At 57.7% G+C, this 26,388-nt stretch carries 19 protein-coding genes; all 19 read left to right on the top strand.

The features are described 5' to 3' along the window. The first annotated feature begins 4 nt into the window (after positions 1–4). The 19 genes from NR195_RS04975 (at position 5) to NR195_RS04885 (ending at position 26,388) form a co-directional block, all read left to right on the top strand. The gene (locus NR195_RS04975; RefSeq protein WP_182504581.1) at positions 5–979 is read left to right on the top strand and encodes a hypothetical protein; all 975 of its coding nucleotides are present in this window, start codon (positions 5–7) and stop codon (positions 977–979) included. A gap of 16 nt (positions 980–995) precedes the next feature. Continuing rightward, entirely contained in the window at positions 996–1,823 is an 828-nt protein-coding gene (locus NR195_RS04970; RefSeq protein WP_033767006.1) for a type VI secretion system accessory protein TagJ, read from the top strand. Then, positions 1,813–2,388 (top strand): type VI secretion system baseplate subunit TssE, encoded by a 576-nt coding sequence (tssE, locus tag NR195_RS04965; protein WP_010246069.1) that lies wholly within the window; start codon positions 1,813–1,815, stop codon positions 2,386–2,388. The genes NR195_RS04970 and tssE overlap by 11 nt, the downstream gene beginning before the upstream one ends. Positions 2,389–2,390: 2 nt before the next feature. Beyond that, positions 2,391–4,262, top strand: coding sequence for a type VI secretion system baseplate subunit TssF (gene tssF, locus NR195_RS04960; RefSeq protein WP_256844199.1), 1,872 nt, complete (start codon positions 2,391–2,393; stop codon positions 4,260–4,262). Beyond that, positions 4,259–5,305: a type VI secretion system baseplate subunit TssG gene (gene tssG, locus NR195_RS04955; protein ID WP_033757372.1), complete on the top strand. Its 1,047-nt coding sequence runs from the start codon at positions 4,259–4,261 to the stop codon at positions 5,303–5,305. Before tssF ends, tssG begins: the two co-directional genes overlap by 4 nt. A gap of 54 nt (positions 5,306–5,359) precedes the next feature. Further along, positions 5,360–7,969 carry a type VI secretion system ATPase TssH gene (tssH, locus tag NR195_RS04950; protein ID WP_256844198.1) on the top strand — a complete coding sequence of 870 codons (2,610 nt, stop codon included), beginning with the start codon at positions 5,360–5,362 and terminating at the stop codon, positions 7,967–7,969. A gap of 27 nt (positions 7,970–7,996) precedes the next feature. Continuing rightward, a complete protein-coding gene (locus NR195_RS04945; protein WP_187495204.1) occupies positions 7,997–9,502 on the top strand; it encodes a serine/threonine protein kinase in 1,506 nt (501 codons plus the stop codon). A 16-nt stretch (positions 9,503–9,518) separates the two neighbouring features. Continuing rightward, positions 9,519–12,083 carry a type VI secretion system Vgr family protein gene (locus tag NR195_RS04940; RefSeq protein ID WP_187505392.1) on the top strand — a complete coding sequence of 855 codons (2,565 nt, stop codon included), beginning with the start codon at positions 9,519–9,521 and terminating at the stop codon, positions 12,081–12,083. After that, positions 12,058–12,576, top strand: a complete 519-nt coding sequence (locus tag NR195_RS04935; RefSeq protein WP_233273060.1) for a hypothetical protein — start codon at positions 12,058–12,060, stop codon at positions 12,574–12,576. The genes NR195_RS04940 and NR195_RS04935 overlap by 26 nt, the downstream gene beginning before the upstream one ends. Positions 12,577–12,644: 68 nt before the next feature. After that, entirely contained in the window at positions 12,645–13,490 is an 846-nt protein-coding gene (locus NR195_RS04930) for a hypothetical protein (RefSeq protein WP_132498476.1), read from the top strand. Positions 13,491–13,507: 17 nt separating this feature from the next. Beyond that, positions 13,508–13,948 (top strand): DcrB-related protein, encoded by a 441-nt coding sequence (locus NR195_RS04925; protein ID WP_010246011.1) that lies wholly within the window; start codon positions 13,508–13,510, stop codon positions 13,946–13,948. Between the two features lie 3 nt (positions 13,949–13,951). Next, a complete protein-coding gene (locus NR195_RS04920) occupies positions 13,952–18,319 on the top strand; it encodes an RHS repeat-associated core domain-containing protein (protein ID WP_256844197.1) in 4,368 nt (1,455 codons plus the stop codon). Beyond that, positions 18,316–18,711, top strand: coding sequence for a hypothetical protein (locus NR195_RS04915; RefSeq protein WP_233267941.1), 396 nt, complete (start codon positions 18,316–18,318; stop codon positions 18,709–18,711). The genes NR195_RS04920 and NR195_RS04915 overlap by 4 nt, the downstream gene beginning before the upstream one ends. Positions 18,712–19,072: 361 nt before the next feature. Then, a complete protein-coding gene (gene dgcN / locus NR195_RS04910) occupies positions 19,073–20,080 on the top strand; it encodes an N-acetyltransferase DgcN (RefSeq protein WP_256844196.1) in 1,008 nt (335 codons plus the stop codon). A 1-nt stretch (position 20,081) separates the two neighbouring features. After that, positions 20,082–21,047 (top strand): N-acetyl-D-Glu racemase DgcA, encoded by a 966-nt coding sequence (gene dgcA / locus NR195_RS04905; RefSeq protein WP_256844195.1) that lies wholly within the window; start codon positions 20,082–20,084, stop codon positions 21,045–21,047. Between the two features lie 15 nt (positions 21,048–21,062). Continuing rightward, positions 21,063–22,928, top strand: coding sequence for an ABC transporter ATP-binding protein (locus NR195_RS04900; RefSeq protein WP_256844194.1), 1,866 nt, complete (start codon positions 21,063–21,065; stop codon positions 22,926–22,928). A 22-nt stretch (positions 22,929–22,950) separates the two neighbouring features. Continuing rightward, positions 22,951–24,492 carry a glutathione ABC transporter substrate-binding protein gene (locus tag NR195_RS04895; protein ID WP_256844193.1) on the top strand — a complete coding sequence of 514 codons (1,542 nt, stop codon included), beginning with the start codon at positions 22,951–22,953 and terminating at the stop codon, positions 24,490–24,492. Positions 24,493–24,574: 82 nt separating this feature from the next. Then, the gene (locus NR195_RS04890; RefSeq protein WP_022625789.1) at positions 24,575–25,507 is read left to right on the top strand and encodes an ABC transporter permease; all 933 of its coding nucleotides are present in this window, start codon (positions 24,575–24,577) and stop codon (positions 25,505–25,507) included. After that, a complete protein-coding gene (locus NR195_RS04885) occupies positions 25,504–26,388 on the top strand; it encodes an ABC transporter permease subunit (protein WP_033779339.1) in 885 nt (294 codons plus the stop codon). Before NR195_RS04890 ends, NR195_RS04885 begins: the two co-directional genes overlap by 4 nt.

Here is a 26,388-nt window from a genome sequence, read left to right as displayed (position 1 = left end):
CAACATGAAATATGGATTACTGGGTCTGGCTGCGCTGCTGCTCAGCACGCAGGCTTATGCTGAAAACTATCGCATCGTACAGTCCCCGGCACAGAAACTGGATGTCTGGATTGATGACGTAAAAAACAATCAGCTGTCGAGCTGGTGTAACAGCACCATTAACCTGCGCATCGTCACGCTGGGCGAAAAAAACGCCGCGGTGCTGAAAGATTTTCTGCCCCGCGTTGCCGGACTGATGGCGTCGCAGTGTAAACCGCTGCAACAGTTGCACTGGCAACTGACCGATGCGCAGGGGAGTGAAATTGCTACTGGCAGCGCCGCCCGTGCGCAGCAGTGGAAAACCGTGGTGACGCCGCCCGCGACGCAGCCGGTCCAGCCGACTGCTACGGCGGTCCCCGCAGACGCGCTACACAACGCCGCTCAGGCCGACACGTCGCCGTGGCTGCAATTCAGTCTGCTGGATGGCTGCCATTTCCGTACCTGGTGGCAGCACCCGGCACAGGGCAGCGCGCTGTTTGTTCCGGCAAATCAGGGGCTGATCTGCGGTTCGGATGGCTGGCTAAGCGGACACAGCCGACTGACGCAACAGGGTAACGGCGCACCTGCGGCAGTCGGCGTGACCTTCCTGCAGGGTTTTCCGGTGATGGGGTTGAGCAATCAGTCGCCCACAGCCGAACTGCACATCACCACGGTCAACAGTGAACGCATGGTGCTGAGCAACGAAAAATCCCCGGATAGCTGGCTGATTCTGCCGTTCAGCAACCGCTTTAACGGCTGGCAGGCAACGCGTCAGGTGGTGGTGCAGATGCCCGTCGGCGAAGCCGCCGATCAGAGTGCGCTGCAGGCGCGTCTGCAGGAAGTCCGTAAAGTCTGGTCGCCGTGGATCAGCGGCGATGCCGCGCTGAGCGTGCAGCTGGTGGAAAAACTCCATCCTGAACTGAAAGATCCCGCCGCTGCGGTCTACCGCACCCTTAACTGACGCAAAAGGAGTTTGCATGGAATCCTTACAACACCGTCTGGCCAGCGCCACCCTCGGCGAGACGCTCGCTGACGTGACCCGCCAGATTCAGGCGAATCCGGCGAATGCTGACCTGCGGGCCGCCTTTGTGCAGCTGCTCTGTCTTTCAGGCAACTGGGCGCGCGCGCAGACGCAGCTGCAATCCTGGCTGGCGTTAAGCCCGCAGGCGCAACCGACAGTTAATCTGCTGCAACAGGCGATCGCCGGTGAGCTGCAGCGTGACGCGGTGCTGCGTGGCCAGGCCGACCCGGTGCTGCCGGGCAGCGCCTGGCACTGGTGCAACACGCTGCTGGCCGCCTTACAGGCCGAAACGGCGGGTGATGTCGCGCGCGGCAGCACGCTGCGGGCTGAAGCGCTTGAGCTCGCGGCGGCCAACCCCGGCACCGCGACGCAGCAGGATCAGCCCACCGCATTCAGCTGGCTGATGGATGGCGACAGCCGTTTCGGGCCAGTGTGTGAAGTTATCAGTCAGGGCCGCTATTACTGGATCCCGTTTGCCGCCATTCGTGAGATGCAGTTTCAGGCACCCGCCAGCGTCACCGATCTGGTGTGGCGTCACACGCGTGTGCAGCTGGTTGATGGCAGTGAGCAGGTGTGCCAGATCCCGGCGCGCTATCCACTGCTGGCGGCATCTGACGAACGTTTTCTGCGCGCCAGCGTCACCGAATGGCAGCCACTGGGCGACGATCCGGACCAGTTCATCGGTCAGGGGCAGAAAATGTGGCTCAGCGACAGCGCGGAATTTTCGCTGCTGAGCCTGCAGCAGGTCGCGTTTGACAGCGTTGAGTCCGCCGATGAGCCATGATTCAGGCGCGCAAAACGACGGCTATGCCCAGCTGCATGGCGGCTTTCGCGCGCGTAAAAAACGTGATGCGTTAACCGCCCGCGACAAGCTGCAATCCTCGCTGCTGGATCGCCTGACCGACAACGCGCCGGATAAACAGCAGGAAGCGGACAACAGCATGCTGATCACTCACAGCACGCTGCGCCGCCACGTACTGCGCGATCTGCAGTGGCTGTTCAACACCATCAACAATGAAGCGCAGCAGGATCTCAGCGGCTTTGATCAGGTGCAGCGCTCTGTCTGGAACTTCGGTGTGGCACCGCTGGCCGGGCAGAACGTCTCCGATATCGAATGGCAGGATATGCAGCGCAAAATGACCAACGCCATTCTGCACTTCGAGCCGCGCATCCTGCCGCAGGGTTTACAGGTGCGCTGCGTCAGCGATCTCGGCTCGCTCAGCCTGCACAACGTGCTGTCGATTGAGATCAAAGGGCGGCTCTGGTGCGTGCCTTATCCGCTGGCGTTTCTGTTCCGCACTCAGGTTGATCTGGAGAGCGGCCATTTCGAACTACAGGATGCAGGGTAATCATGGACAGCAATCTGCTCGACTATTACAACCGTGAACTCGCCTACCTGCGTGAGATGGGGGCCGAGTTCGCTGCGCGCTACCCTAAAGTGGCAGGACGTCTTGGCATGCGCGGCATTGACGTGGCGGACCCCTATGTCGAGCGGCTGATGGAAGGTTTTGCCTTCCTGACGTCGCGCGTGCAGCTGAAGATGGATGCGGAGTTTCCGCGTTTCTCGCAGCGTCTGCTGGAGATGATTGCGCCATCCTATCTCTCGCCAACGCCGTCAATGGCGATCGCTCAGCTGACGCCGGACAGCCGCAAAGGCGACATCACCCAGGGCTTTCGCGTACCGCGCGGCACCATGATGGAGAGCCAGAACCTGAAAAAAACCGGCGTGACCTGCAGCTACACCACCGCGCACGATGTGGTACTGCATCCGCTGCGCATCAGTGAAGCCAGTCTCGGCGGCGTGCCCGGCGATCTGCCCTCTGGCGAGCTGAAACTCGGCGGCCTGGGCGCGGTCAGTGCGCTGCGTATCCGCATCAGCTGCGAAGGGATCTCCTCGCTCAGTCAGCTCAGCGTGGACGATCTGATGCTGTTTCTCAGCGGCCCGGATATCCAGGCGCTTAAACTGCTGGAGTTGCTGATGCAGCACCGGGTGGGCATCGTGCTGCAGTCGGTTGAGAAGCGTCCGCAGCGTCAGGTGCTGACAGATGACGCGTTACAGCAGCAGGGCTTTGCGCCGGAGCAGGCGCTGCTGCCGGACGATCTGCGCAACTTTGACGGCTATCGTCTGTTGCAGGAGTATTTCGCCTTTCCGGCGCGCTTCCAGTTTATCAGTCTGAGCCAGCTGGCCCCGTTTCTGCGCCGCTGCGACAATGCCATGGCGTTCGACATCATCATTCTGCTCGACAAAGCGGACAGCGCACTGGAAAGCGTGGTCGATCACAGCCATCTGGCGCTGCACTGCACGCCTGTCATCAATCTGTTTCCGAAAACCGCCGAGCGCCTGAAGGTCAGCGACAGCCAGCATGAATATCATCTGGTGGTAGATAACATCCGTCCGCTGGATTATGAGGTGCACTCGGTGCAGCGGCTGTTCGCTACGGTAGAGGGCAAGCGCGAAGAGCAGGTTTTCCGTCCGTTCTGGAGCACCTTCAGCGGTGACCAGGGCGATTACGGTGCCTATTTTTCACTGCGCCGCGAACAGCGCACGCTGTCCGAGCAGGCGCAGCGCTACGGCACGCGCACCGGTTACATCGGCTCAGAAGTCTTTCTGTCGCTGGTGGATGAGCATCACGCGCCGTGGCACGACGAGGTGCGCTATCTCTCCGCGGACGTGATGTGTACCAGCCGCGATCTGCCGCTGATGCTGCAGCAGGATCAGGGCAACTTCTTGATGCCGGACTCCATTCCGGTGTCGGAACTGAAGCTCTGCAAAGGGCCGACGCCTCCGCGTCCGGCGCTGGCCGAGGGACTTTCCGCGTGGCGGCTGATCAGCCATCTGCAGATGAACTACCTCAGCCTGATGGACAGCAGCGACGGAGAAGGCGCGGCGGCGCTGCGCCAGTTGCTGAGCCTCTACGCCAACCTGGCGGAAGCACCGGTCGCACGTCAGATTGACGGCATCCGCCACTGTACGCTCAGCGCGGTCAACCGCCGCGTGCCGGAGCCGGGTCCGGTGGTGTTTGCGCGCGGCGTCAGCATCACGCTGGAAGTGGATGAGCAGGCGTTTTCGGGTGCCAGCCCGTGGCTGTTCGGCAGCGTGCTGGAGCGGGTCTGTGGCCGCCTTGTGGCGCTCAACAGTTTCACGGAGTTCACCCTTAACAGCCAGCAGCGCGGAGAAGTGGGCTACTGGCCGCCGCGCATGGGCCGGAAAGCGCTGATATGAGTGGCGAAAAGGTGATTTCGCTGCCCCGGCTCACCCGTCTGCCGGATGATTTCTGGCAGCGGGTGATGGCCGCGCCGTGGCGTTACGATCTGTTCCAGCTGCTGCGGCGGCTGGATGCGCAGGGCGGTCAGCGCTATCCGCTGGGCCGTGCGCCGCTGCCGAAGTTCGAATCGGTGCGTATCGGTCAGACACCGTCACTGGCGTTTGCGCCCGCCACCGTCGCCAGCGCCACGCCGCGTGACGAGGCGGGACGTCATGAGCTCTCCATCTACAGCTTCGGGCTGTTTGGCCCCAACGGCCCGCTGCCGACCCATCTGACCGAATATGTGCATGAACGTATCGTGCATCATCAGGATCACAGCCTGTCGGCGTTTGCTGACCTGTTTCACCATCGCGCCACGCTGCTTTTTTATCGTGCCTGGGCCGATGCGCAGCCGACCGTGTCTCTGGATCGCCCCGACGACAGTCGCTTCCTGAACTATCTCGCCTGCCTGGCAGGCATCGGTTTACCGGCCCAGCAGCAGGCCAGTTCGCTCAGCCTCCATGCCCGACTGATGCTGGTGGGCCACCTCAGCCGCCACGGCCACGATGCCGAAGGGCTGGTGCGCATTCTGCGCCACTACTTTGGCGTGCCGGTCAGGCTGACACAGAACCTGCCGCACTGGCTGACGCTGGACAGCCGCGATCAGGCCCGACTCGGCGCGGGACGCCATATGCCCCGGCTGGGCGCTTCTGCATTTCTCGGCGTGGCGGTGCGCGACGTGCAGCACCGTTTCCGTCTTCATCTGGGACCGCTCAGCGCGGCGCAGTATGCCCGTTTTCTGCCGGATGCCCCCGGCGCGCGTGAAGTACGCGACTGGGTGCGTCACTACCTCGGCATTGAAATGCAGTGGGATCTCAGCCTGATCCTGGCCGCTGACGAGGTACAGGGTGTGACGCTGGGTGGAACTGCCCGACTCGGCTATACCAGCTGGCTGGGGCATGCGCCGCAGCCGCAAGATCGTGAAGATTTTATGTTTGAGGTTGAGGCTGCTTCGCGCTAGCCCAGCCGCTTTCCCTGTTACACAGCCTGCGTCTTTCATTGAAGAGAGCCCCCTATGTCAGAAATCAGCCGTGCCGTGCTATTCGGCAAACTGGATACGCTGTTATTTACCTCGCTGGAAAGCGCCACCGCCTTTTGCAAATTGCGCGGCAATCCCTATGTCGAACTGGTGCACTGGCTGCATCAGCTGATGCAGCAGCAGGATGGCGACTTACAGCAGGTCATCACACATTTTTCACTGGATGAAAAGGCCCTGACTCAGGACATCGTTGCCGCGCTGGATCGCCTGCCGCGCGGTGCCAGTGCGGTCTCCGACCTCTCCGAGCATATCGACAGCGCCGTTGAACGGGCGTGGGTTTACGCCTCGCTGAAATATGGCGCGACCCGCATTCGCGGCGGCCATCTGCTTATCGGCATACTGAAAACCTTCAACCTGGCCAGCGTGCTGAAAGGCATCTCCGGTCAGTTCAGCCGCGTCAACGCCGATGCGCTGCTGGCGGAATTCGACACGCTGCTCGGCAATAGCAAGGAAGCACAGCAGGTGCTGAGCGCACCGGCGGATGCTGGCGGCGCACCGCCCGCCGCCAGTGGCAGCACGCTGGAACAGTATGCGCAGGACCTGACGGCGCGCGCCCGTGAAGGCCGCATTGATCCGGTAACCGGACGTGACGACGAAATCCGCCAGATGGTCGATATCCTGATGCGTCGCCGCCAGAACAACCCGTTGCTGACCGGCGAAGCGGGCGTCGGCAAAACCGCGGTGGTCGAAGGCCTTGCGCTGCGTATCGCGGCGGGTGATGTGCCTGCGCCGCTGCGCGATGTGCAGCTCTGGCTGCTGGACATCGGCATGCTGCAGGCGGGTGCCGGCATGAAAGGGGAGTTTGAAGCGCGACTGCAGGCGCTGATCAATGAGGTGCAGTCCAGCCCGACGCCAATTGTGCTGTTTGTTGATGAGATCCACACCCTGGTGGGCGCAGGGGGTCAGCAGGGCACCGGTGATGCCGCCAACCTGCTGAAACCGGCGCTGGCACGTGGACAGCTGCGCACCATCGGCGCGACCACCTGGGCGGAATACAAAAAGTACATTGAGAAAGATCCGGCGCTGACCCGTCGCTTCCAGACCGTACAGGTGCAGGAGCCGGATGAAGCCAGAGCGATTCTGATGCTGCGCAGCACCGTCAGCGCACTGGAGAAACATCATCGGGTGCTGTTGCTGGATGATGCGGTCAGTGCGGCGGTGAAACTGTCGCATCGCTACATTCCGGCGCGCCAGCTGCCTGACAAAGCGGTGGCGCTGCTGGATACCGCCTGCGCCCGCGTGGCAGTTAGCCAGGGCGCGCAGCCCGCGGCGCTGGAAGATTGTCTTCACCGTCTGGCGGCGCTGGAGATTGAAGCAGAGGTCATCGAACGTGAAATCCGGGTGGGCCTGGGCGACGCCACCCGCCAGCAGGCGATTGCAGCGCAGCGCACTGCGCTGGAAGCCGAGCGGGATGCGCTGCAACAGCGCTGGCGGCAGGAGCGCGAACTGGTCGAGACGCTGATTGCGTTGCGCGCCCGCTGTGTGACAGAAGAGGATGCGGCGCTGCGTGAACAGCGTGATGCGACGCAGCAGCAGCTTGTTGCGCTGCAGGGCGACACGCCGCTGCTGTTTGCCGCCGTCGATGCGGGCGTGGTGGCTGCCGTGGTGTCGGACTGGACCGGCATTCCGCTGGGCAGAATGGTGAAGAATGAGATCGACGCGGTGCTGAATCTGGCCGACACCCTGAACCAGCGGGTCATCGGCCAGCGTCACGGCCTGGATCTGATCGCCAGACGGGTACGCACCTCGCGCGCGCGCCTTGATAATCCCAACAAGCCGGTCGGCGTGTTTATGCTGTGCGGGCCTTCCGGTGTCGGCAAAACCGAAACCGCGCTGGCGCTGGCCGAGTCGCTGTACGGCGGCGAGCAGAACATCATCACCATCAACATGAGTGAGTTTCAGGAGGCGCACACCGTCTCGACGCTGAAAGGGGCACCGCCGGGCTACGTCGGCTACGGCGAGGGCGGCGTGCTGACCGAAGCCGTTCGCCGTCGCCCCTACAGCGTGGTGCTGCTGGATGAGATTGAGAAAGCCCATCCGGATGTGCATGAACTCTTCTTCCAGGTGTTTGATAAAGGCTGGATGGAGGATGGCGAAGGCCGGCACATCGATTTCCGCAACACCATCATCATTCTGACCTCCAATGTCGGCACGCAGTTAATCAGCGCGATGTGTGCCGATCCTGAACTGATGCCCGATCCCGATGCCTTGAGCACCGCGCTGCGTAAGCCGCTGCTGGAGGTGTTCCCGCCTGCGCTGTTGGGCCGTCTGCTGGTGGTGCCTTACTACCCGCTCAGCGACGCGATGCTGGCGGAGATTGTGCGGCTGCAGCTGGCGCGCATTGTGCGTCGTCTGGCCGAGAATCACGGCATTGAAGCGCAGATCGACGAATCGGTGGTGAGCCAGATCGTGCAGCGCTGCACCGAAGTCGAGTCGGGCGGTCGCATGGTGGATGCCATCCTCACCAACACGCTGTTGCCACAGATGAGCCAGATCCTACTGAGCGCCCACGCCCGTGATGAACGCTATCGCCGCGTCGATGTGCGTTGTGAGCAGGGTGAATTTGTCTGCCAGTTCGCGGTTTAAAGCCTGGCTATCAGAGAGTAATCGAATATGTCGGAACATGATCAACCCCTGAATGTCCCCAACGCCCTGCCGCTGGGTTACCGCTTCAATGAGTTTGAAATCAAAGAGGTCATCGGCGGTGGCGGCTTTGGCATCGTCTATCGCGCCTGGGATCACCAGCTTGAGCGTGATATCGCGATCAAAGAGTTTATGCCCGCCTCACTGGCAGTGCGCAGCGATGACCTGAATCTGGTGCTGCGCAGTGAACGGTTCAGCAAAACCTTTCACGCCGGACTGAACAGCTTTATTCAGGAGGCGCGTCTGCTGGCGCGCTTTAACCATCCCAACCTGCTGCATGTGCTGCGTTTCTGGGTGCAGAACGACACCGCCTACATGGGCACGGTGTTCTACAGCGGCACCACGCTCTCGAACTTCAGCGAACGTAATCCGCAGTCGGTAAATGAGGCCTGGATCCGTCGCATGTTGCCACCGCTGCTGGGGGCGATCAAAACCATCCATGAAGCGGGTTATCTGCATCGCGATATCTCGCTGGATAACGTCCAGATCCAGAGCAGTGGCGAGCCGATCCTGCTGGACTTCGGGTCGGCGCGTAAAACCATCGGCAATCTGTCGGATGAGAGCGAGACGATGCTGCGTCCCGGCTATGCGCCGATTGAGCAGTACAGCGACAACGATGAGAGTGAGCAGGGCGCGTGGACCGATATTTACGCGCTGGGCGCGGTGCTGCATACCCTGATTACCGGTGCGCCACCGCCAGTCAGCGTGGTGCGCAGCATCGAAGATAACTACCAGCCGCTGGTACAGCGTCGTCTGGCGGGCTACTCGACAGCACTACTCAGCGCCGTCGATCGCGCGCTGGCGCTGAAACCGGAAGATCGTCCGCAGAGCATTGATGATTTTGCTGCGCTGATGGCGCTGCCGGAACGCGAACCGGAACCGCTGCTCAGCGCAAAAATGAGCGGACCGGGCACCATGCTGGTGCCGATTGAAGAAGAAGAGGAGGTGATCAAACCCGCCTCGAAACTGAAAACGCTGCTGGGACACCGCTTTGCACTGCCGGGCCTGGTTGCCGCTGGCGTGCTGGTCGGCCTGGGCGCCGGTCTGCTGATGTCACGCGGTAACGAACAGTCACCGCCGGCTGAGACCGCACAGAACGACGCGCCTGCCGTCACCGTCGCGCCGGTTAACCAGCCGGTTGCCGCGCCACCGACCCAGGCTGACGCCTCACCGGATACGGTTGCCAGCACTCCGGCTCAGACTTCTGAGCCCGCGCAGACCGCCGCGCGTGAACCCGATCCACAACCGGCACCACCACCCGCGCCGGTCGCCCAGGTCTATATCCGTCTGCAGCAGGGTGAACGCGTTCAGGTGAACGGTCAGCCGCAGGCGCTGGTGCCGGCGGTGAATGGCTTCGCCACGCTGCAGCTGGCGCCGGGCAACTACACCTTTGCCATCAGCGGCCAGAGTGGCACCCGCGAACAAACGCTGAACATCAGTGAAGAAGGTGTCTGGTTGCTCGATCCACACAGTTAATAGTCAGGGATTACTTATGTTCTCACGCATTACCGCACAGCTGCCGGCGGACGGCCTGCTGTTCCATACGCTTAAGGGCACCGAGACGCTGTCCCGTCCGTTTGTGCTCACCGCTGAACTGCTGGCCACCGACGCGCGCATCGACCGCCACGCCCTGCTGGGGAAGCCGGTGACGTTTACGCTGCCGACCGACGGGCTGATGAACGCGCTGAGCCCGCGCTACCTTAACGGCAAAATCACCCGGGTGGCGGTGCGCAGCCAGGAGCTGAGCGGCACCCGCTACGCGGTCTATGAGCTGACGGTCGAGCCGGACCTGTGGCCGATGAAGCGCGACCGCAACCTGCGCATCTTCCAGAGCCAGACGGTGCCGCAGATTGTGCAGACGCTGCTGAAGGAGTACGGGGTCAACGTGGAGACGCGCCTGGCGGGCAGCTACCGGGTGTGGGAGTACTGCGTACAGTATCAGGAGAGCAGCCTGGACTTTATCAGCCGCCTGATGGAGCTGGAGGGGATTTACTACTTCTTCCGCCACGAGGCGGACAAACATACGCTGGTGCTGTGCGACGCGCCGGACCAGCATCAGGCGTTTCCGGGCTATGAGACCATTGCCTATCACGTCACCCCGTCGGGCGGCGTGGTGACTGAAGAGGGCATCAGCCAGTGGTCGCTGGCGGAGAGCGTGACGCCGGGCATTTACAGCACCGACGACTACGACTTCCGCAAGCCGAACGCCTGGATGCTGCAGGCCCGCCAGAACCCGGCGTCGCCGGTGCCGGGCTCGGTGGACGTTTACGACTGGCCGGGCCATTTTGTCGACCACAGCCACGGCGAGTCCTACGCGCGCATCCGTCAGGAGGTGTGGCAGGCCGAGCACCACAGCGTCAGCGGGTCGGGCACGGCCACCGGCATCGCGCCGGGCTTTACCTTCTCCATCATCAACGCGCCGCACTTCAGCGACAACGGCGAGTATCTGGTGACCTCGGCGACCTATGACTTCGCCGAAAACAGTTACGCCAGCGGCGACACCGGCGACAGCCGTCACAACATCCACTTCACGGTGCTGCCGTCGTCAGTGACCTACCGCACGCCGCCGGAAACGGCGTGGCCGAAAACACACGGCCCGCAGACGGCAAAGGTGGTGGGACCCAAAGGCGAGTCGATCTGGACCGACCGCTACGGCCGGGTAAAGGTGAAGTTTCACTGGGACCGGCTGGCGAAGGGCGATGACACCAGCTCCTGCTGGGTGCGCGTCTCCAGCGCCTGGGCCGGCCAGGGATTTGGCGGGGTGCAGATCCCGCGAGTGAACGACGAAGTGGTGGTGGACTTCATCAACGGCGATCCGGATCGTCCGCTGATCATCGGCCGGGTTTACAACGAGGCAAGCATGCCGCCGTGGGCGCTGCCGGCGGCAGCGACGCAGATGGGCTTTTTGAGCCGGTCGAAGGATGGCACGGCGGACACCGCGAACGCGTTAAGGTTTGAGGATAAATCGGGTGAGGAACATCTGTGGATTCAGGCGCAGAAGAACATGGATACCCATGTTAAAAACGATGAATCACATAGTGTTGGTGGGGAACGAAGCCACTATGTGGCTAAAAATGAGCTCAACAGGGTTGAAGGTAATCAGATTCAGGCCATAAAAGGCGGAACTGAAATCCTCACTGGCCTGAGTAAAGTTGATGCAGTAGTCGAACAGTATGTTCTGGCGTCGGGATCGCAGTTGAGACTTGTTTCTGGTGAAAGTGCCATTGAGCTCAATGCTAATGGCACAATAAATCTTATTGGAAAAGATTTTAACTTCTTTGTTGAGAACGACGGACATATCACCACTGGCGGTAAACTGAATCTGAATACTTCGGGTGCTAAACCTGGTACGTCTGCGCCAGGTGCAGGTCATAAAGGTGATATTGATGCGGCTGTAAAGGAGAAATTTACGCCGGGAAAGGAGAATAAGGCAGGTGCATTAGCAAGCGCGCCTGCCGACGCGTCACAAAATGCCGGCTTAGCTACGAATACTCAGGGTCCTTCTTTTAGTGGCTTTGGCGCAGATGTAGACAATATGGTTGAGAAATCACCGACCATGAAACAGGACATCACGACCCTCAAAAAGCGCGGCTGGGTTTTTAAGGAAGGGGCTGCAGGTAAAGGTACGTTTGCCGATCGTCAGAGCCGGATTATTACTGTTGATAAAAGTCATATGAACGATGCCGCAAAAGTGGTGCAGTCACTGTCACATGAGAGTGGACATGCATTGTATAAGCCTGATATCAATGTAACCACACGTGAAGCCTACCTGAATAGTGCACTTAGTGATGAAGGGGCAGCAACACTTAACAATATTCGCGTACAGCGCGAAATTATTGCAAATCAGGGCAGAGATATTGGTATAGCTGGCAATTCAGCAAATCAGAAAGGGTACAACGGAATCTATGATTCCCTGAGTAAAGGTGACATAAGCGAAAGCGAAGCCAGGACGCAGATTGGTCGTATATTCGGTAAAGGTGAAAAAACCTCAACTACCAATCAACTTTACGAAGATTACTATGGGGGCTGGTATGATAAAAATTATCCGACAAAGTAAGGTATTTATTTTATTAATGGCTGGTTTCATGTTAAGCGGAATAGTGGAAGCGAAGATGCAAAAAGAAGATATATGGGGTTTTGTTACAAAAATGAGTACCTCCATAAAGAATCTATCTGTGGAACGTATTCATCACGTACCACTGGCGTTTACATTAAAAAGTCAAAATGAGTACATTAATTTCTATCAGGCTAATCCTGTAAAACTACAAGATGCTTCGGAGATTACGGATATTGAATTGCGTTTAAGTAAAACATCTGATGGCATGCCCCCTTTCCTTAGCTTTATTCCTCATGGGAAATGCCTCTCGCTCGATGATGTCAAAAAGCACTATCAGAGTGTTAAGTTAACCGATTATCCTCGGGGGCAGTCTGAAAACGAAGTGACCAGCTATACATCATCCCCAGATATTAATGGACAGGTCATCACGTTTTCATTTTCTGCCAAAAACCCTGATTGCCTGAATAAAATTATTATTACTGCCGATGAGTAAAAGAACGTGATGTTGAATCCATTGCCTCATATTTGAGGCCCTTATGCCTTTACTCCGATAAAAACACAATGATTGTAAATCGTTTTTTCACCAGCCTTATATTTGTGTCTGTTCTCATGGTTTTATCCTGCATTGCCAGGGCCGAATCCAGCACGGAATCGTCTGTTCCTGCCCTTAACGAGGGCGATTTTTCCGTTCTGCTAAACGACTATGCTTTCACTCCCGGAGACACATGGAGCAATGAAAGCTTCGTACGGGCTGGTAAGGCTCTGAGTTCAGTTCTGGCCGGAGAAGTGGCTATCAATAACCAGCAGTACAACTACTTCCAGCATAGCTATGACGGCTTTGAGTTGTTCAGCGCGGCGGCGGTGGGAGATGCCAGCCACACGGTTCTGGCTGAGATCCTACTGGAAAATGCCAATGTGCCGACGTCCCGAAATATAAAGGTAGGCGATAGCCTGGAACAGGTTCAGCAAGCCTATGGACCCGGAAAAGAAGATAACAGTGATAATCAGCACTGGCTTGTCTACCCGTCTGGCGGGAAACAGTTGATGTTTCAGATTGACCAGGGAAAGGTCAGTTGCATCATGTTGAAAACAGACATGGGGGCAGAGCAAAGCGAAATCAGCGCTGACCAGGCTATCAGCGCTGCAACCGAAGCAATTCATACCTGGCAACTGACCACCCTCGATGAGAAATGCCTGCGATACGATCTTGACGACAGCAGTGATGAAAGTTTCTTTGTTATTACGGTTCGTGAAGATAATCACGACGCCAGTTGCGGTGGCGATCCTGATATTACGCATCGACTTTTCGACATTAAAGTTGCGCGTGATAATACACAGATACTCACTAATGCCGATAACGTTGATGGCGAATATCATAGCCTTATTCCACCCGCCACAAACAATTAATAAAACGGATACCCAATATGCATTACCAATTCAATGAGGGCGCCTTTGCGCTTTTTCCTGCTGCCTGGCAGGACACCACCATGAATATTCTCCGCGATGAAGCCAGTGGGCTGGCATGGGTTGTGAGCCGTGGTGTTATTTCTGAGGGCAGTGATGCGGAAAAAGAGTTCCAGCGTCAGTGGGACACATTGCGGAGTCAGATGGGCCATATCCAGCAGACTGAATTTGTACGTTTGATGGCAGGTGTGGATAACACATTACACGCGGTTGAAGTTGAAACCGTATTTGACCGTAACGGGCAGGCAGTGTGGCAGAAACAGCTGGCTACACAGGTGCCTGACTCGAACATCTTAATGATTTTTACGCTCTCAGCCATGCGTCCATTCAATGAAGAGGATGGACAGCGCTGGAGTGCATTTAAACAAAGCCTGAGTCTGAACAATCCACGGAAAGCATAACCTATGGATAACCCTGCTGCCCGCGTGGGCGACGAGATCATTCACTCCAGCATTTTCGCTGATATCACAAGCATTGTGGCTGAAGGTGCGGCCTATGCCGTCATTGGTGCCGCAGTGGGTGCAGCTATCGTCTCGGCAGCGCCCCTGCTGGGTACAGGGGCGGCAGCGGCGAGTGTAGCAGCCGTGGGTAACAGTTGCCTGCTCAGCGGTATTCTTGGTGGTGTACTGGCCAATGCCGTTGGTCTGTCACAGGAGATCAGCAAAGCGGCCGATGGGCTGGGAAACATGATATTCCCGCCGTCACCCGCCGGAGTAATCGCCAGTGGATCAGTGAATGTCTACGTTAATGGTCTTTTAGCCGCACGCGCGGCCGGGATGCTCACGCCCGGCGAGACACCGCCACCGGAACCACAATCGCCGCAGAGCTTCGCCGACTATGGCGGCATGTTGCTCTCTGCGGTCGGCCAGTTTGGCAGTGCAATGTGGCAGCCCACGGTAGCCTCCGCCGATGCGGGCACCTCTCCGCTGGAGCAGGACAAAGTGGCCTGTGAAAAACACAGTGCACCGCAATATCTGGCTCAGGGATCGAAAAGCGTCTTTATCAATGGCCAGCCTGCAGTGCGCGCAAAGGATAAAACCACCTGTGACGCCACCGTGAGCGACGATGTTTCCCCCAATGTCATTATTGGTGGTGAAACCGTTACGGTACGAGAGATCAAAAGTGGCAAGGTGCCAGGCCTGGCTGTGATGATGATCGGCCTTTCCCTCATCCGTGGTCGCCCCGGTCAGATCCTGAAAAATATGCCCTGCGCGCTGGCCGGTGCCGTGGGCGGTATGGCGGCGGACATGGCTATTAACGCGGCCTTCTCGTCGCTGTTTCCGGTTCATGCGGCGACCGGCGTCAAAGTCCTTAATGATGATGCCGAGCGCGATTTTTCCCTTCCCGGACGTTTCCCGCTCAGTTTTCAGCGCAGCTATAACAGTCTGACCCAGCGCGCTGGCCTGTTTGGTCAGGGCTGGGCCACGGTGTTTGACAGCTACCTGACGCTGGAAGGGAATCGGGCAACCTGGTTTGATGACAACGGGCGCGAGCTGAGCTTTGACGTTCCCGGTGACAAAGAGGTGCTCTACAGCATCAGCGAAGGGCTGATAGTGCGCAGCAACGAGTCTGGCGATATCGCCATTGCCGATGACGACGGTGCGGTATGGCGTCTTTACAGGCGCACGGCCGCTGATCCGCAGGTGCTGCGGCTGGCTTCACTGAGCGACGAGTACGGTAATGCGCTGGAGATGGGCTGGGATGAACAGGCCCGCCTGGTGCGTATCCATGACGCGCCGCTGGCGATTGACGTCACGCTGCACTACGACGACAAACAGCACGCGCGGCGTCCGACATCAGCCAGCCATTTTGATGGCGATCAGCACTGGCCTCTCACGCGCTGGACCTACAATGATCGGGGCCAGCTTGCCAGCGTTACTGATGCTGCAGGCGTTGTCTCACGACGCTTCCGTTACAACGACGATGGATTGATGGTCTGGCACCAACTGCCGGGCGGGCTGGAGAGTGAATATCGCTGGCAGAAGCTGGATCACTGGCGCGTTGTAGAAAACCGCACCAACAGCGGTGATGGCTGCCACATGCATTACGATCTTAAGGCGGGCATTACGCGCGTGTCGACCTATGACGGTCAGCAGCGCGAACACCACTGGAATGCCGCGGGCCTCATCACCTGTTTTATCGATGAGCGCGGCGAGAAATGGCGTTATGAGTGGGATGAAAACGAACTCCTGACGCGTCGCATCGATCCGCTGGGCAACGCGGTGAGCTTCACCTATGACGATCTGGGCAACCGTGTTGAAGAGAAGGATGCTGACGGTGGTGTGCAGGCGGTGCAATGGCTGTCACACCGTTCACTGCCCACGGTTGTTGCCGGAGCAGACGGTTCCACAACGAAATACTATTACGATCCCCATCACGGCCTTGAACGTGTTGTTGATGCGCTCGGGCAAAGCACGCTCTATCAGCGGGATGAGTTCGGACTGGTTGTCGAAGAGACTGACGCAGCAGGTAACAGCTACCGCCGTGAGTTTAATGATGCCGGCCAGGTTATCCGTGAAACCGACTGTTCAGGGCTGACCACGCGCTACCGTTATCATCCCCTGGGCTGGCTCAGCTGTGTCATCGCGCCGGATGGTGAAGAAACCCGTTATCACTATGATGCAGCAGGCCGTCCTCTTCAGCTGGAACGCGCAGAAGGATGGGAAGAGCGGTTGCACTGGAGTGAAAACGGACTGCCGCTGGCCTATGAATCGGCTGATGGCAAGCGCAGTGAATTCCGTTACGACAATGTCGGGCGATTGATCGCCAACCGTAATGCGCAGGGTGAGACGGTTCAGCGAAGCTGGGACAGCCGTGGCCGGTTGACGGCGCTGCAAAATGAGAACGGCGAGCAGTATCAGTTCGAGTGGGGCGCAGATTCTCTGTTGCTGGCCCAGGTCGGGCTGGATGGCGTTGCCACGCGATATGACTATGATGCGGCGGGCCGCACGGTATCACGCACCTTTGCCGCCGGACATCCTCAGTCCATTACCCATCGCTATCACTGGAGCCGTGCGGGGCAACTGCTGGCGCGAACCACGCCGGAAGGCCAGACGCGCTATCACTACAGCGGTGGGGGGCAACTGGGTAAAGTGTCGCAGCATCTGCCGCTGTCTGACACCGAGTGGAGCCAGCAGGCCGAGCAGGAGATTACCTTTAAGTATGATGCGCTGGGCCGCATCGTTGCTGAGCAGGGGGAGCAGGGCGAACTGGCCTGGGAGTATGACGCGCTGGGCAACTGCACTGCCCTGACGCTGCCGGATGGCCGCAACCTGAAGCAGCTTTATTATGGTAGCGGGCATCTGCTGAGCATCGCATTAGACAACCTGCCGGTCACGGAATTTACCCGGGATACACTGCATCGGGAACTCAGCCGGACGCAGGGCGGCCTGACCATGCGCAGTGAATACGATCGCTTAGGCAGACTGCGCCGCCGTGACGTGTTTAAGGGTGACTCACAGCGTCCTGCACCGCGCGTCTGGTCCCGCCGGCGCGACTTCGATTACGGCAACAACCTGATCCGTGAAGAGCGCGACGATAATGCGTTCAGCCAGACATTATGGAACTACGATAACGCCGGCCGGCTGTTGTCACAGGACGGTGCGCAGCCGGGTAATGAAAAGTGGCGCTGGGATGGCGCAGGCAACCCGCTGGATCGCCATAGTGCCGCTCATGTCATGCATAACCGAGTCACCGGACTGAACGGTATCCGCTGGCAATATGACATTCATGGCCGTACCACTGAGAAAGATGACGGGCATACCCGCTGGCGATATCGCTATGATGGGGAGCATCGCCTGACGGATGTGATCAGCGAGCCACGGGACCGTAACAAGCCGCGTACAAAGGTGAGTTTCCGCTACGATCCGCTTGGGCGCCGCATCAGTAAAACCAGCCAGCAGCTGTTGCAGGGAAGACCGTCTGGCAACGCCGTCACGACGCGCTTCGTCTGGGAAGGCTACCGCCTGCTGCAGGAAATCCACGACGGCACTCCGCTGACCTACGTTTACAGCGACAGCCAGAGCTATGAACCGCTGGCCCGTATTGATGGCGTGGAAAGCCCGGAGATTTACTGGTTCCATAATGCGGCCAACGGAATGCCGGAGCTGCTGACTGACGGTGAAGGGCAAAAAGCCTGGGAAGGTATCAACAGCCCGTGGGGCAAGCTGCTGCGCGAGTCCAGCCAGCGTGTTCCTGTGGTGGAGCAGAACCTGCGTATGCAGGGCCAGTACCTGGACCGGGAAACCGGACTGCACTACAATCTGTTTCGTTATTATGACCCGGACAGCGGACGGTTTACCCAGCAGGACCCGATAGGGCTGGCGGGCGGGATCAACCTTTACCAGTATGCGCCGAATGCGCTGGGTTGGGTGGATCCGTGGGGGCTGACAGCATGTGGTGATAAACCAACAAAGCGGTTACCCGAGGCTGAGCAAGGGCAATATAATTACAGAGGGATACATAAAGGTCATCCTGAATGGGATAATGCTTTGAAAGGTAAGGTTGTACCGGGTAATGTAAATTCTAAAATATCTCCTGAAGAGCATAACTTCGGCGGTGTGTCTGGAGATAGTCCATTTACTTCATGGACTGATGATCCTGCTGTTGCGCGAGGGTTCGCTGGTGCAGAGGGTGTTGTGCTCAGAGTTAAAACGGGAGCACCTAAACCAGGTGATGCCTGGTCGTGGGAATATTCCTTTGATGAATGGATGGAGCGAGAGATATTAATGAAAGGAGTTCGGTTTGGTGATGTGGAGGTATTTCTGCCGTGATTGACTTAAAAGCATCCAAGCTTATAGATGAGCATTTTCCTGAGATTTACAAGGGCTTATTGAACAATAATGGCAATAATAAAATTGCTGCCTTTGAATGCAATAAAGAAAATGAATTGCGCTTGATGAAAGTTCATTATGAGAATGCTAAACGCTCAGGATTAAATGCGATAGGCTTAGAAAAGCTAATAACCGAACTGGAGAAAAACCATGAGGATACAGTGTTCCTTATTAACATAAGGAATGAAGGGTATTTTTTTAAATTGTATCTTGGCCAAAATTTACATGAGTTATTAGGATATGTCATTTTAGAGTTAAGGAAGAAAACTGAAGAAGAACTACGCTGGGGGCGTGAAGTTTTGGGTATTAAGAATAAAAATTCTGATATTTAAAAGATTATTTCCGTTTTGGGATTTTCTGTTGCGCTGATATAAGCCGGCCGGGTCGCTGGCATTCGTCATGAATGTCTCGCCAGCGGCCCGGCGTTAAATATTCTATAAGCCATTTTACCTTCTCCTGCTCCGGTCCATAGCCTATCCTTACTGCCTGCATAAACATCTCCTTTTCCTATGACTTGCCCCATATTTTAATCTGACCTCTCTCCAATCCCCCTGAAAAACCCACCTATCATCACTATTACCTCTGGGTATAACCTGCCGTTATACCCTCCTGCTAAACAAGCATTCGTCACCTTTCAGAACGCATGAAATAGTGGTTTCAGAACCTGATCTTTTGGCTGAAACGAGAGACAACATGCTAATCCCACAACCCTATTTACTCTTTCTTGGCGATGTTACCGATCCCCTTGCGGCAAAAACGGCGCGCGGTATTCATATCTGGCGGCCGGAGCAGTGCGTTGGCGAAATTAAACTGCCGGGCTGCACGGTCAGTCTGGGTCTGGATGAACTGGATATTCCCGGCGCCAAAGCGCGCGGCGCAAAAACGCTGGTGCTTGGCACTGCCAATGCCGGGGGCTATCTGCCAGCGCACTGGCTGGAAACGATCAAAAGTGCCATCAAAGCAGGCATGAATGTGGCCAGTGGTCTGCACCACCGACTGGTGGATGAACCGGAACTGGTGACGCTTGCACAGGCTTCTGGCGTTGAGCTTTTTGACCTGCGTCATATGCGTCCAGCGCTCAGTGTGGGCAGCGGTAAGAAGCGTTCAGGTAAGCGGATACTGACCGTGGGTACAGACTGCTCAGTGGGCAAGATGTACACCTCACTGGCGCTGGAAGCGGCGATGCGTGCGCGCGGCCTGAAAGCTGATTTTCGTGCCACGGGGCAGACCGGCATTCTGGTCGCAGGGGAGGGCATTGCTGTGGATGCGGTCATCGCTGATTTTATTGCCGGTGCAGCAGAAGCGCTTTCACCGGCGAATGACGAGGACCACTGGGATATCGTTGAAGGCCAGGGCTCACTGTTCCATCCCTCTTATGCGGGCGTCAGTATGGGGCTGATGCACGGTGCGCAACCACACTGGCTGGTCATGTGCCATGAAATGGGACGACCCCATATGCGTCATTTGCCACACCAGCCCATGGTCAGCCTGCAGGCGTGCGTTGAAGCCAATCTGCGTGCCGCACAGGTGACCAGTGACTCCGTTCAGCTGGCTGGCTTTGCTATCAATACCTCCAATTACAGCGAAGAAGAGGCGCTCGCTTATTGCGCCGAAATCAGCGCTGAGTTTGGCTTACCGGCAACGGATCCTGTGCGTTTTGGTATTGATGAGATCGCCGCACTGCTTCAGGAGCGTGGCTGAAATGAGAAAGTTGCAGATTGATGTGGTGGAGCTGCCGCTGGCGCGACCCTTTGCTATCGCACGCGGTACCCGTACCGCCGTGACGGTCATCCGTGTCACGCTGGAGCAGGAGGGATTCATCGGGCAGGGCGAATGTACACCAACGGCCCGCTACGATGAGACGCCGGATAGCGTTAAGGCCATGCTCGAAGCGGTACGCACTGACATTGAGTCGGGCCTCAGCCATCATGATCTGCAACACCGTTTACCCGCCGGTTCAGCGCGCAACGTGCTGGACTGTGCGCTATGGCGACTTGATGCCGCACGGGCTAATCAGACGCTGTGGCAAAAGAGCACCTGCTCTCAGCCAGAGTTGGTCGTTACGGCAGAAACCCTTAGCCTCGATACGCAGGAATGTATGGCTCTGGCGGCGGCGGATGCTGTGTCACGTGGCGCCCTCCTGCTCAAAATTAAGCTCGACCGTAATGCGATTCTGGAAAAAGTAGCAGCGATTCGCGCGGCGGCACCGCATGCCACGCTCATTATCGATGCCAATGAAGCCTGGTCGGGTCTGGAACTGGAAAGCCTGCTGGTGGCACTGAAGGCCTTCAACATCGCGATGGTGGAGCAACCCCTTCCCGCCGGACAGGACCATGACCTGTTACGTTTCAAACATCCCATACCGGTCTGTGCCGATGAGAGCTGCCATACGCGGGCGGATATTGCCGGATTACGCGATCGCTACGAGATGATCAATATCAAGCTGGATAAGTGCGGTGGCCTGACTGAAGCGCTGGCGATGGTGGATGAAGCCCGGACGCTCAATATGCGCATTATGGTCGGTTGCATGCTGGGCTCGTCACTGGCCATGGAGGCCGCATTGCCCGTCGCGGTTAACGCTGAGTTCGTCGATCTGGATGGCCCCATCTGGCTAGCCGCCGACAGTTCTCCTTTCCTGAGCTACTCCCAAGGCCGTATCTGGCTATAACTCTGTGAGGCGACGATGACGGACACACAACGTACTTCCACTGCAACCCGTTCTGCCTCTGCCTCTCCCGTGCTGGCGATTCAGGATCTCAGCGTCTCGTTTCATGGACGCAGCGGTGAGAATCAGGCACTCAAAGGCATCAGTTTTGCCATTCATCCAGGTGAAATCGTCGCCGTCGTGGGTGAAAGCGGCTCAGGTAAATCTGTCACGTCGCTGGCTGTGATGGGCTTGCTGGCAAACAACGGACGTGTCGATGGCGGCAGCATGCAGTTCCGCGACCGTAGCGGAAAAATGCATGCGTTAGAAACGCTGGATGACGCTCAGCGCCGCACGTTGCATGGCCGTGAAATGGCGATGATCTTTCAGGAGCCCATGACCTCGCTGAATCCGGTGCTGCGCATTGATGATCAACTTACTGAGGCATTACGCGATCATCAACAGTGCGACAGAAAGCAGGCCCATGCGCGGGTGCGTGAATTGCTGCGCCAGGTGCGTATCGCCGATGTGGATCGCGTCATGAAAAGCTATCCTCACTCGCTGTCAGGCGGCATGCGGCAGCGTGTGATGATTGCGCAGGCCCTTGCCTGTGACCCACAACTCCTGATTGCCGACGAGCCTACCACTGCGCTGGATGTCACCGTACAGGCGCGCATTCTCCATATACTGCGTGAGCTGCAACGCGAGAAACAAATGGCGGTGCTGTTTATCACTCATGATATGGGCGTGGTAGCGGAAATCGCCGATCGCGTGGTGGTCATGCTGCGTGGCGAAGTGGTAGAGCAGGGAACCGTGTCTGAGATTTTTGCCGCCCCGCAGCATGCGTATACCAAAGCGTTACTGGCGGCAGTACCAAAACTCGGCGATATGCGGGAACACAGGTGGCCACAACGCTTTCCTCTGCCCGGTGCCCGCGAGGCTGTGCAAGGCGAACAGCATACCGCGCGCTATGACGTGGCGCCGCTGCTGGATGTGCGCGGATTAAAAGTCTATTACCCGATTCGCAGCGGCATCTTATCGAGCCTGACGCATCACGTGCATGCGGTTGAGCAGATTGATTTTAGTCTGTGGCCAGGTGAAACCCTGGCCATCGTGGGTGAAAGCGGCTGCGGCAAATCGACAACCGGACGGGCGCTGATGCGCCTCATCAACAGTGAAGCTGAAAGTATTCACTTTGAAGGAAAGGAAATTTCTGACCTGAAAGAGGCAGAATTCCAGCCGCTCCGCCGTGAAATTCAGATGGTGTTTCAGGATCCCTATGCGTCACTGAATCCCCGCCTGACAGTGGGTTTCACCATTGCCGAGCCGTTGCTGTTACATGGCATGGTCTCTTCGCTTGAACAGGCTTCCCCACAGATAGATGCGCTGCTGAAGAGCGTCGGTCTCCTGCCAGAGCACGCGCGTCGTTATCCGCACGAATTTTCTGGCGGTCAGCGTCAGCGTATTGCTATTGCCCGCGCCATGGCGCTGAAACCGAAAGTGATTATTGCTGATGAAGCGGTATCGGCCCTTGATGTCTCGATTCAGGCGCAGGTGGTCAATCTGATGATGGACCTGCAGCAGCAAACGGGCGTGGCATGGATTTTCATCTCTCACGATATGGCGGTCGTCGAGCGTATTGCGAATCGCGTCGCGGTGATGTACCTCGGCCAGATTGTGGAGCTTGGACCGCGTCAGTCGGTATTTAATCAGCCGCAACACCCCTATACCCAACGACTGCTGGCCTCCGTGCCGGTAGCGGATCCCGAAAACCGTCAACCCCGTATTTTCGATGACAGCGAAATCCCCTCGCCGTTGCGTAAGGTGGGTGAAACGGTCACTAAAACCCGATATCGGCAGGTTGCCCCCCAGCACTGGGTAGCTGACGGCATTGCATTGCAATAATCCTTAACGACCAGGAGAATTTATGAAAACGCTGTTTCGCCGTACTTCGCTCGCCCTCGCATTGACGACGACGCTGGTCATGACTGCGCAGGCACAGGATCTGCGCATTTCAATGTATGCCGATATCACGGGGCTGGATCCGCACGACACCTCGGATAATGTCAGTTACTCGGTTCAGAGCGGCATCTTTGAACGCCTGTTCCAGTTTGATTCCCGGATGAAGCTGCAACCCTGGCTGGCGACCGGTTATACCTCTAATGACAGTGCCACCGAATTTACGCTGACGCTGCGCAAAGGCGTTACCTTCCAGGACGGTACCCCTTTTGATGCAGACGCCGTCAAAGCGAACCTTGATCGTCTGGCAGATCAGAAAAAAGGGCTGAAGCGTAACAGCCTCTACAAAATGATTGATAAGGTCACGGTGCTGGCACCCGACCAGGTAAAAATCGATTTGAATCAGTCGTTCGGGGCCTTTATCAACACCCTGGCGCATCCTTCCGCGGTGATGTGGAGTCCGTCAATTCTTAAGCAATATCCGGACGAAGCGCAGTTGCGACTGCATCCGGTGGGAACCGGTCCGTTTACCTTTGTCGACTGGAAACCAGGCAAAGCCGTTACGCTGGCCAGATATGCAGGTTACTGGCAGCAGGGATGGCCTAAAGTCGACCATGTCATCTTCTCGCCGAGTCCCGAAGATGCGACACGGGTGGCAGCGTTGAAATCGGGCCAGGTGGACGCCATCTGGCCATTGCCTTCAGACCTCATCGCGGCCGTTCAGCAGGACAGCCACCTCTCCATTCAGCGCGATCCGAGCATTTATCTTTATTACATGGCGATCAACACGCAGCACAAGCCGCTGGCCGATGTTCGGGTGCGTCAGGCAATCAACTATGCGATTGACCGTAATCTGTGGCTGAAAGTGGCCTTTGCCGGTCTGGGTAAACCTGCCACATCCGCGATTCCGGAAGGCGTACAGTTCTATCAGAAACAGGGCGATCCTGATTACGGCTATGCGCCGGATAAGGCCAAAGCCTTGCTGAAAGCGGCGGGTTATCCGGAGGGACTGGATCTTAAGCTCTGGGTGACCAACGCCACGGCCAGCGTCCGTGCCGCTCAGGTGCTGAAAGCGCAACTGGCCACGGCAGGCATTCGTGCCACGGTAACACCGATGGATTCCGGCACGCGCAACGCTAAGTTGTGGGGCGTTCAGGACCCGAAAAAGGCGGAGTTTGACCTCTATTATGGCGGCTGGTCGACCTCTACAGGGGATGCCGACTGGGCGCTGCGTCCGCTGTTTGCCACCGAGTCCTGGGTTCCGACCTCGTATAACGTCTCCTACTTCAGTAACGCTGATGCAGACAAAGCGATTGCTGCCGGGCTGGCGACGGCCGATCCGGCAAAGCGTGGCATCGCCTATGCACAAGCGCAAAAGGTGTTGTGGAAAGAAGCACCAGTGGCGTTCCTTGGCACGCCAGACAATCTGGTCGGCAAACGCAACACGCTGAGCGGCGTTTCGATGCTGCCTGATGGCAATTTACTGTTCACTCAGGCGTCCTTTAAATAAGACGGTCTCTTCTTCCTCGTCCCCTGTCCGGAACGGATGAGGGACGCGAGGAGGCCAGTCGTACCTCATTTCAGGGAATGGCATGTTTGCATACATCATTCGCCGATTGCTGGAGATGATCCCGGTTTTGCTGGTGGTCTCGTTGCTGGTTTTCGGTTTTATCAAGCTCATGCCGGGCGACCCGGCGCGTATTTATGCCGGACCGGATGCGCCGGTTGAGGCGATCGAAGCGGCGCGTCAGCATCTCGGGCTTAACGATCCGCTGCCGCAGCAGTATTTTCACTGGATCGGCAACCTGTTGCAGGGCGACCTGGGCACCACTTATCGTACCCAGCAACCGGTGCTGGAGGTGATCAAAGAGGGCTTTATGCCGACGCTGTGGCTCGCCTTAGCGGGTTTTACCTGGTCCGTCATTCTCGGTTTGTTATTCGGCGTGATGGCTGCACTGAAACGTGGAAGATGGCAGGACTGGACGCTGATGAGCGTGGCGGTCGGCGGCATTTCGATGCCAGCCTTCTGGCTGGGGCTGTTGCTCATCCAGTTCGTCGCGATGCCTTTTGGGCTGTTCTCGGTCAGCGGCTTTAACAGGGCCAGCGATATAGTCCTGCCCGCCATCACGCTGGGTTCGTCGGTTGCGGCGGTAATGGCGCGTTTTACCCGCTCGGCCTTTCTTGAGGTGGCGCAGGAAGATTACGTGCGTACCGCCAAAGCCAAAGGGCTGCGTAACCGCCTGGTGACGTGGAAACATGTGATGCGTAATGCGCTCATCCCGGTGATTACCATGCTGGGCTTGCAGTTCGGTTTTCTGCTGGGCGGATCCATCGTGGTGGAGAGTGTTTTCAACTGGCCAGGGTTAGGCTGGTTATTGATTGAGTCGATCAAAGCGCAGGATCAGCCGGTGATTCAGGCGCTGGTGATGCTGTTCGTGTTTGAATTTATTGTGATTAATCTGCTGGTCGATCTGCTTTACGCGGTGGTCAATCCGGCCATTCGTCTGCGACAGGAGCCAAAATGATTATTCAATCGCTGACTGAAAATCCGCCTCAGATTATTCGTTCGCCGTGGCGCGATTTCCTGCATGCCCTTGTGCGGAACCCTCTGGCGCTGGTCTCAGGCGGGTTTGTGCTGCTGTTGATTGTGGTGGCGATTTTTGCGCCCTGGCTGGCGCCCTGGGATCCCATGGCTCCGGACTGGATGGCATTATCGTCGCCGCCAACGGCGGCACACTGGATGGGGACCGACGAACTGGGGCGCGACCTGCTCAGCCGCATTATCTATGGCGCGCGGATCTCGCTCTATATCGGCGTGCTGTCGGTGACGATCGGCATGCTGGTCGGGGTCATGCTGGGCTTACTGGCGGGCTATTACGGCGGTTGGGTTGATATGCTGATCATGCGGGGTGCCGACGTATTATTCGCGTTCCCGGGTATGTTGCTGGCCATTGCGGTGGTGGCGCTGCTGGGGACGGGTCTGAACAATGTCATTATCGCAGTCGCGGTATTCAGCGTGCCGGTATTTGCCCGCATCGTGCGGGCTTCGACGCTCTCTCTGAAACAGGCTGCCTATGTTGAAGCCGTGCGCTGTGCCGGTGCACCAGACAGAGTCATTATCCTGCGGCATATTCTGCCCGGCACGCTTTCCAGCGTGATTGTCTATTTCACTATGCGCATTGGCACCAGTATTCTGACAGCCGCGGGCCTGAGTTTTATCGGACTGGGTCCGGAGCCTGACGTGCCTGAATGGGGCAATATTCTGGCGATGAGCCGAAGCATGATGATGGCCGGATCGTGGCACATGAGCGTATTTCCGGGGCTGGCGATCTTTATTACCGTGCTGGCATTCAATCTGCTTGGGGATGCGCTGCGCGACACACTCGATCCAAAACTCAAGGGCTGA

Origin of the sequence: Pantoea sp. Ft-CA_14 (assembly GCF_024520875.1) — a bacterium.
GTDB classification, from domain to species: Bacteria; Pseudomonadota; Gammaproteobacteria; order Enterobacterales; family Enterobacteriaceae; genus Pantoea; species Pantoea agglomerans.
This window is presented reverse-complemented; position numbering and strand designations above follow the sequence as displayed.

Excerpts from the sequence above, each read along its gene's own strand:
- NR195_RS04975 (WP_182504581.1), top strand. The coding sequence starts at position 5 with ATGAAATATGGATTACTGGGTCTGGCTGCGCTGCTGCTCAGCACGCAG.
- NR195_RS04970 (WP_033767006.1), top strand. The coding sequence starts at position 996 with ATGGAATCCTTACAACACCGTCTGGCCAGCGCCACCCTCGGCGAGACG.
- tssE (WP_010246069.1), top strand. The coding sequence starts at position 1,813 with ATGAGCCATGATTCAGGCGCGCAAAACGACGGCTATGCCCAGCTGCAT.
- tssF (WP_256844199.1), top strand. The coding sequence starts at position 2,391 with ATGGACAGCAATCTGCTCGACTATTACAACCGTGAACTCGCCTACCTG.
- tssG (WP_033757372.1), top strand. The coding sequence starts at position 4,259 with ATGAGTGGCGAAAAGGTGATTTCGCTGCCCCGGCTCACCCGTCTGCCG.
- tssH (WP_256844198.1), top strand. The coding sequence starts at position 5,360 with ATGTCAGAAATCAGCCGTGCCGTGCTATTCGGCAAACTGGATACGCTG.
- NR195_RS04945 (WP_187495204.1), top strand. The coding sequence starts at position 7,997 with ATGTCGGAACATGATCAACCCCTGAATGTCCCCAACGCCCTGCCGCTG.
- NR195_RS04940 (WP_187505392.1), top strand. The coding sequence starts at position 9,519 with ATGTTCTCACGCATTACCGCACAGCTGCCGGCGGACGGCCTGCTGTTC.
- NR195_RS04935 (WP_233273060.1), top strand. The coding sequence starts at position 12,058 with ATGATAAAAATTATCCGACAAAGTAAGGTATTTATTTTATTAATGGCT.
- NR195_RS04930 (WP_132498476.1), top strand. The coding sequence starts at position 12,645 with ATGATTGTAAATCGTTTTTTCACCAGCCTTATATTTGTGTCTGTTCTC.
- NR195_RS04925 (WP_010246011.1), top strand. The coding sequence starts at position 13,508 with ATGCATTACCAATTCAATGAGGGCGCCTTTGCGCTTTTTCCTGCTGCC.
- NR195_RS04920 (WP_256844197.1), top strand. The coding sequence starts at position 13,952 with ATGGATAACCCTGCTGCCCGCGTGGGCGACGAGATCATTCACTCCAGC.
- dgcN (WP_256844196.1), top strand. The coding sequence starts at position 19,073 with ATGCTAATCCCACAACCCTATTTACTCTTTCTTGGCGATGTTACCGAT.
- dgcA (WP_256844195.1), top strand. The coding sequence starts at position 20,082 with ATGAGAAAGTTGCAGATTGATGTGGTGGAGCTGCCGCTGGCGCGACCC.
- NR195_RS04900 (WP_256844194.1), top strand. The coding sequence starts at position 21,063 with ATGACGGACACACAACGTACTTCCACTGCAACCCGTTCTGCCTCTGCC.
- NR195_RS04895 (WP_256844193.1), top strand. The coding sequence starts at position 22,951 with ATGAAAACGCTGTTTCGCCGTACTTCGCTCGCCCTCGCATTGACGACG.
- NR195_RS04890 (WP_022625789.1), top strand. The coding sequence starts at position 24,575 with ATGTTTGCATACATCATTCGCCGATTGCTGGAGATGATCCCGGTTTTG.
- NR195_RS04885 (WP_033779339.1), top strand. The coding sequence starts at position 25,504 with ATGATTATTCAATCGCTGACTGAAAATCCGCCTCAGATTATTCGTTCG.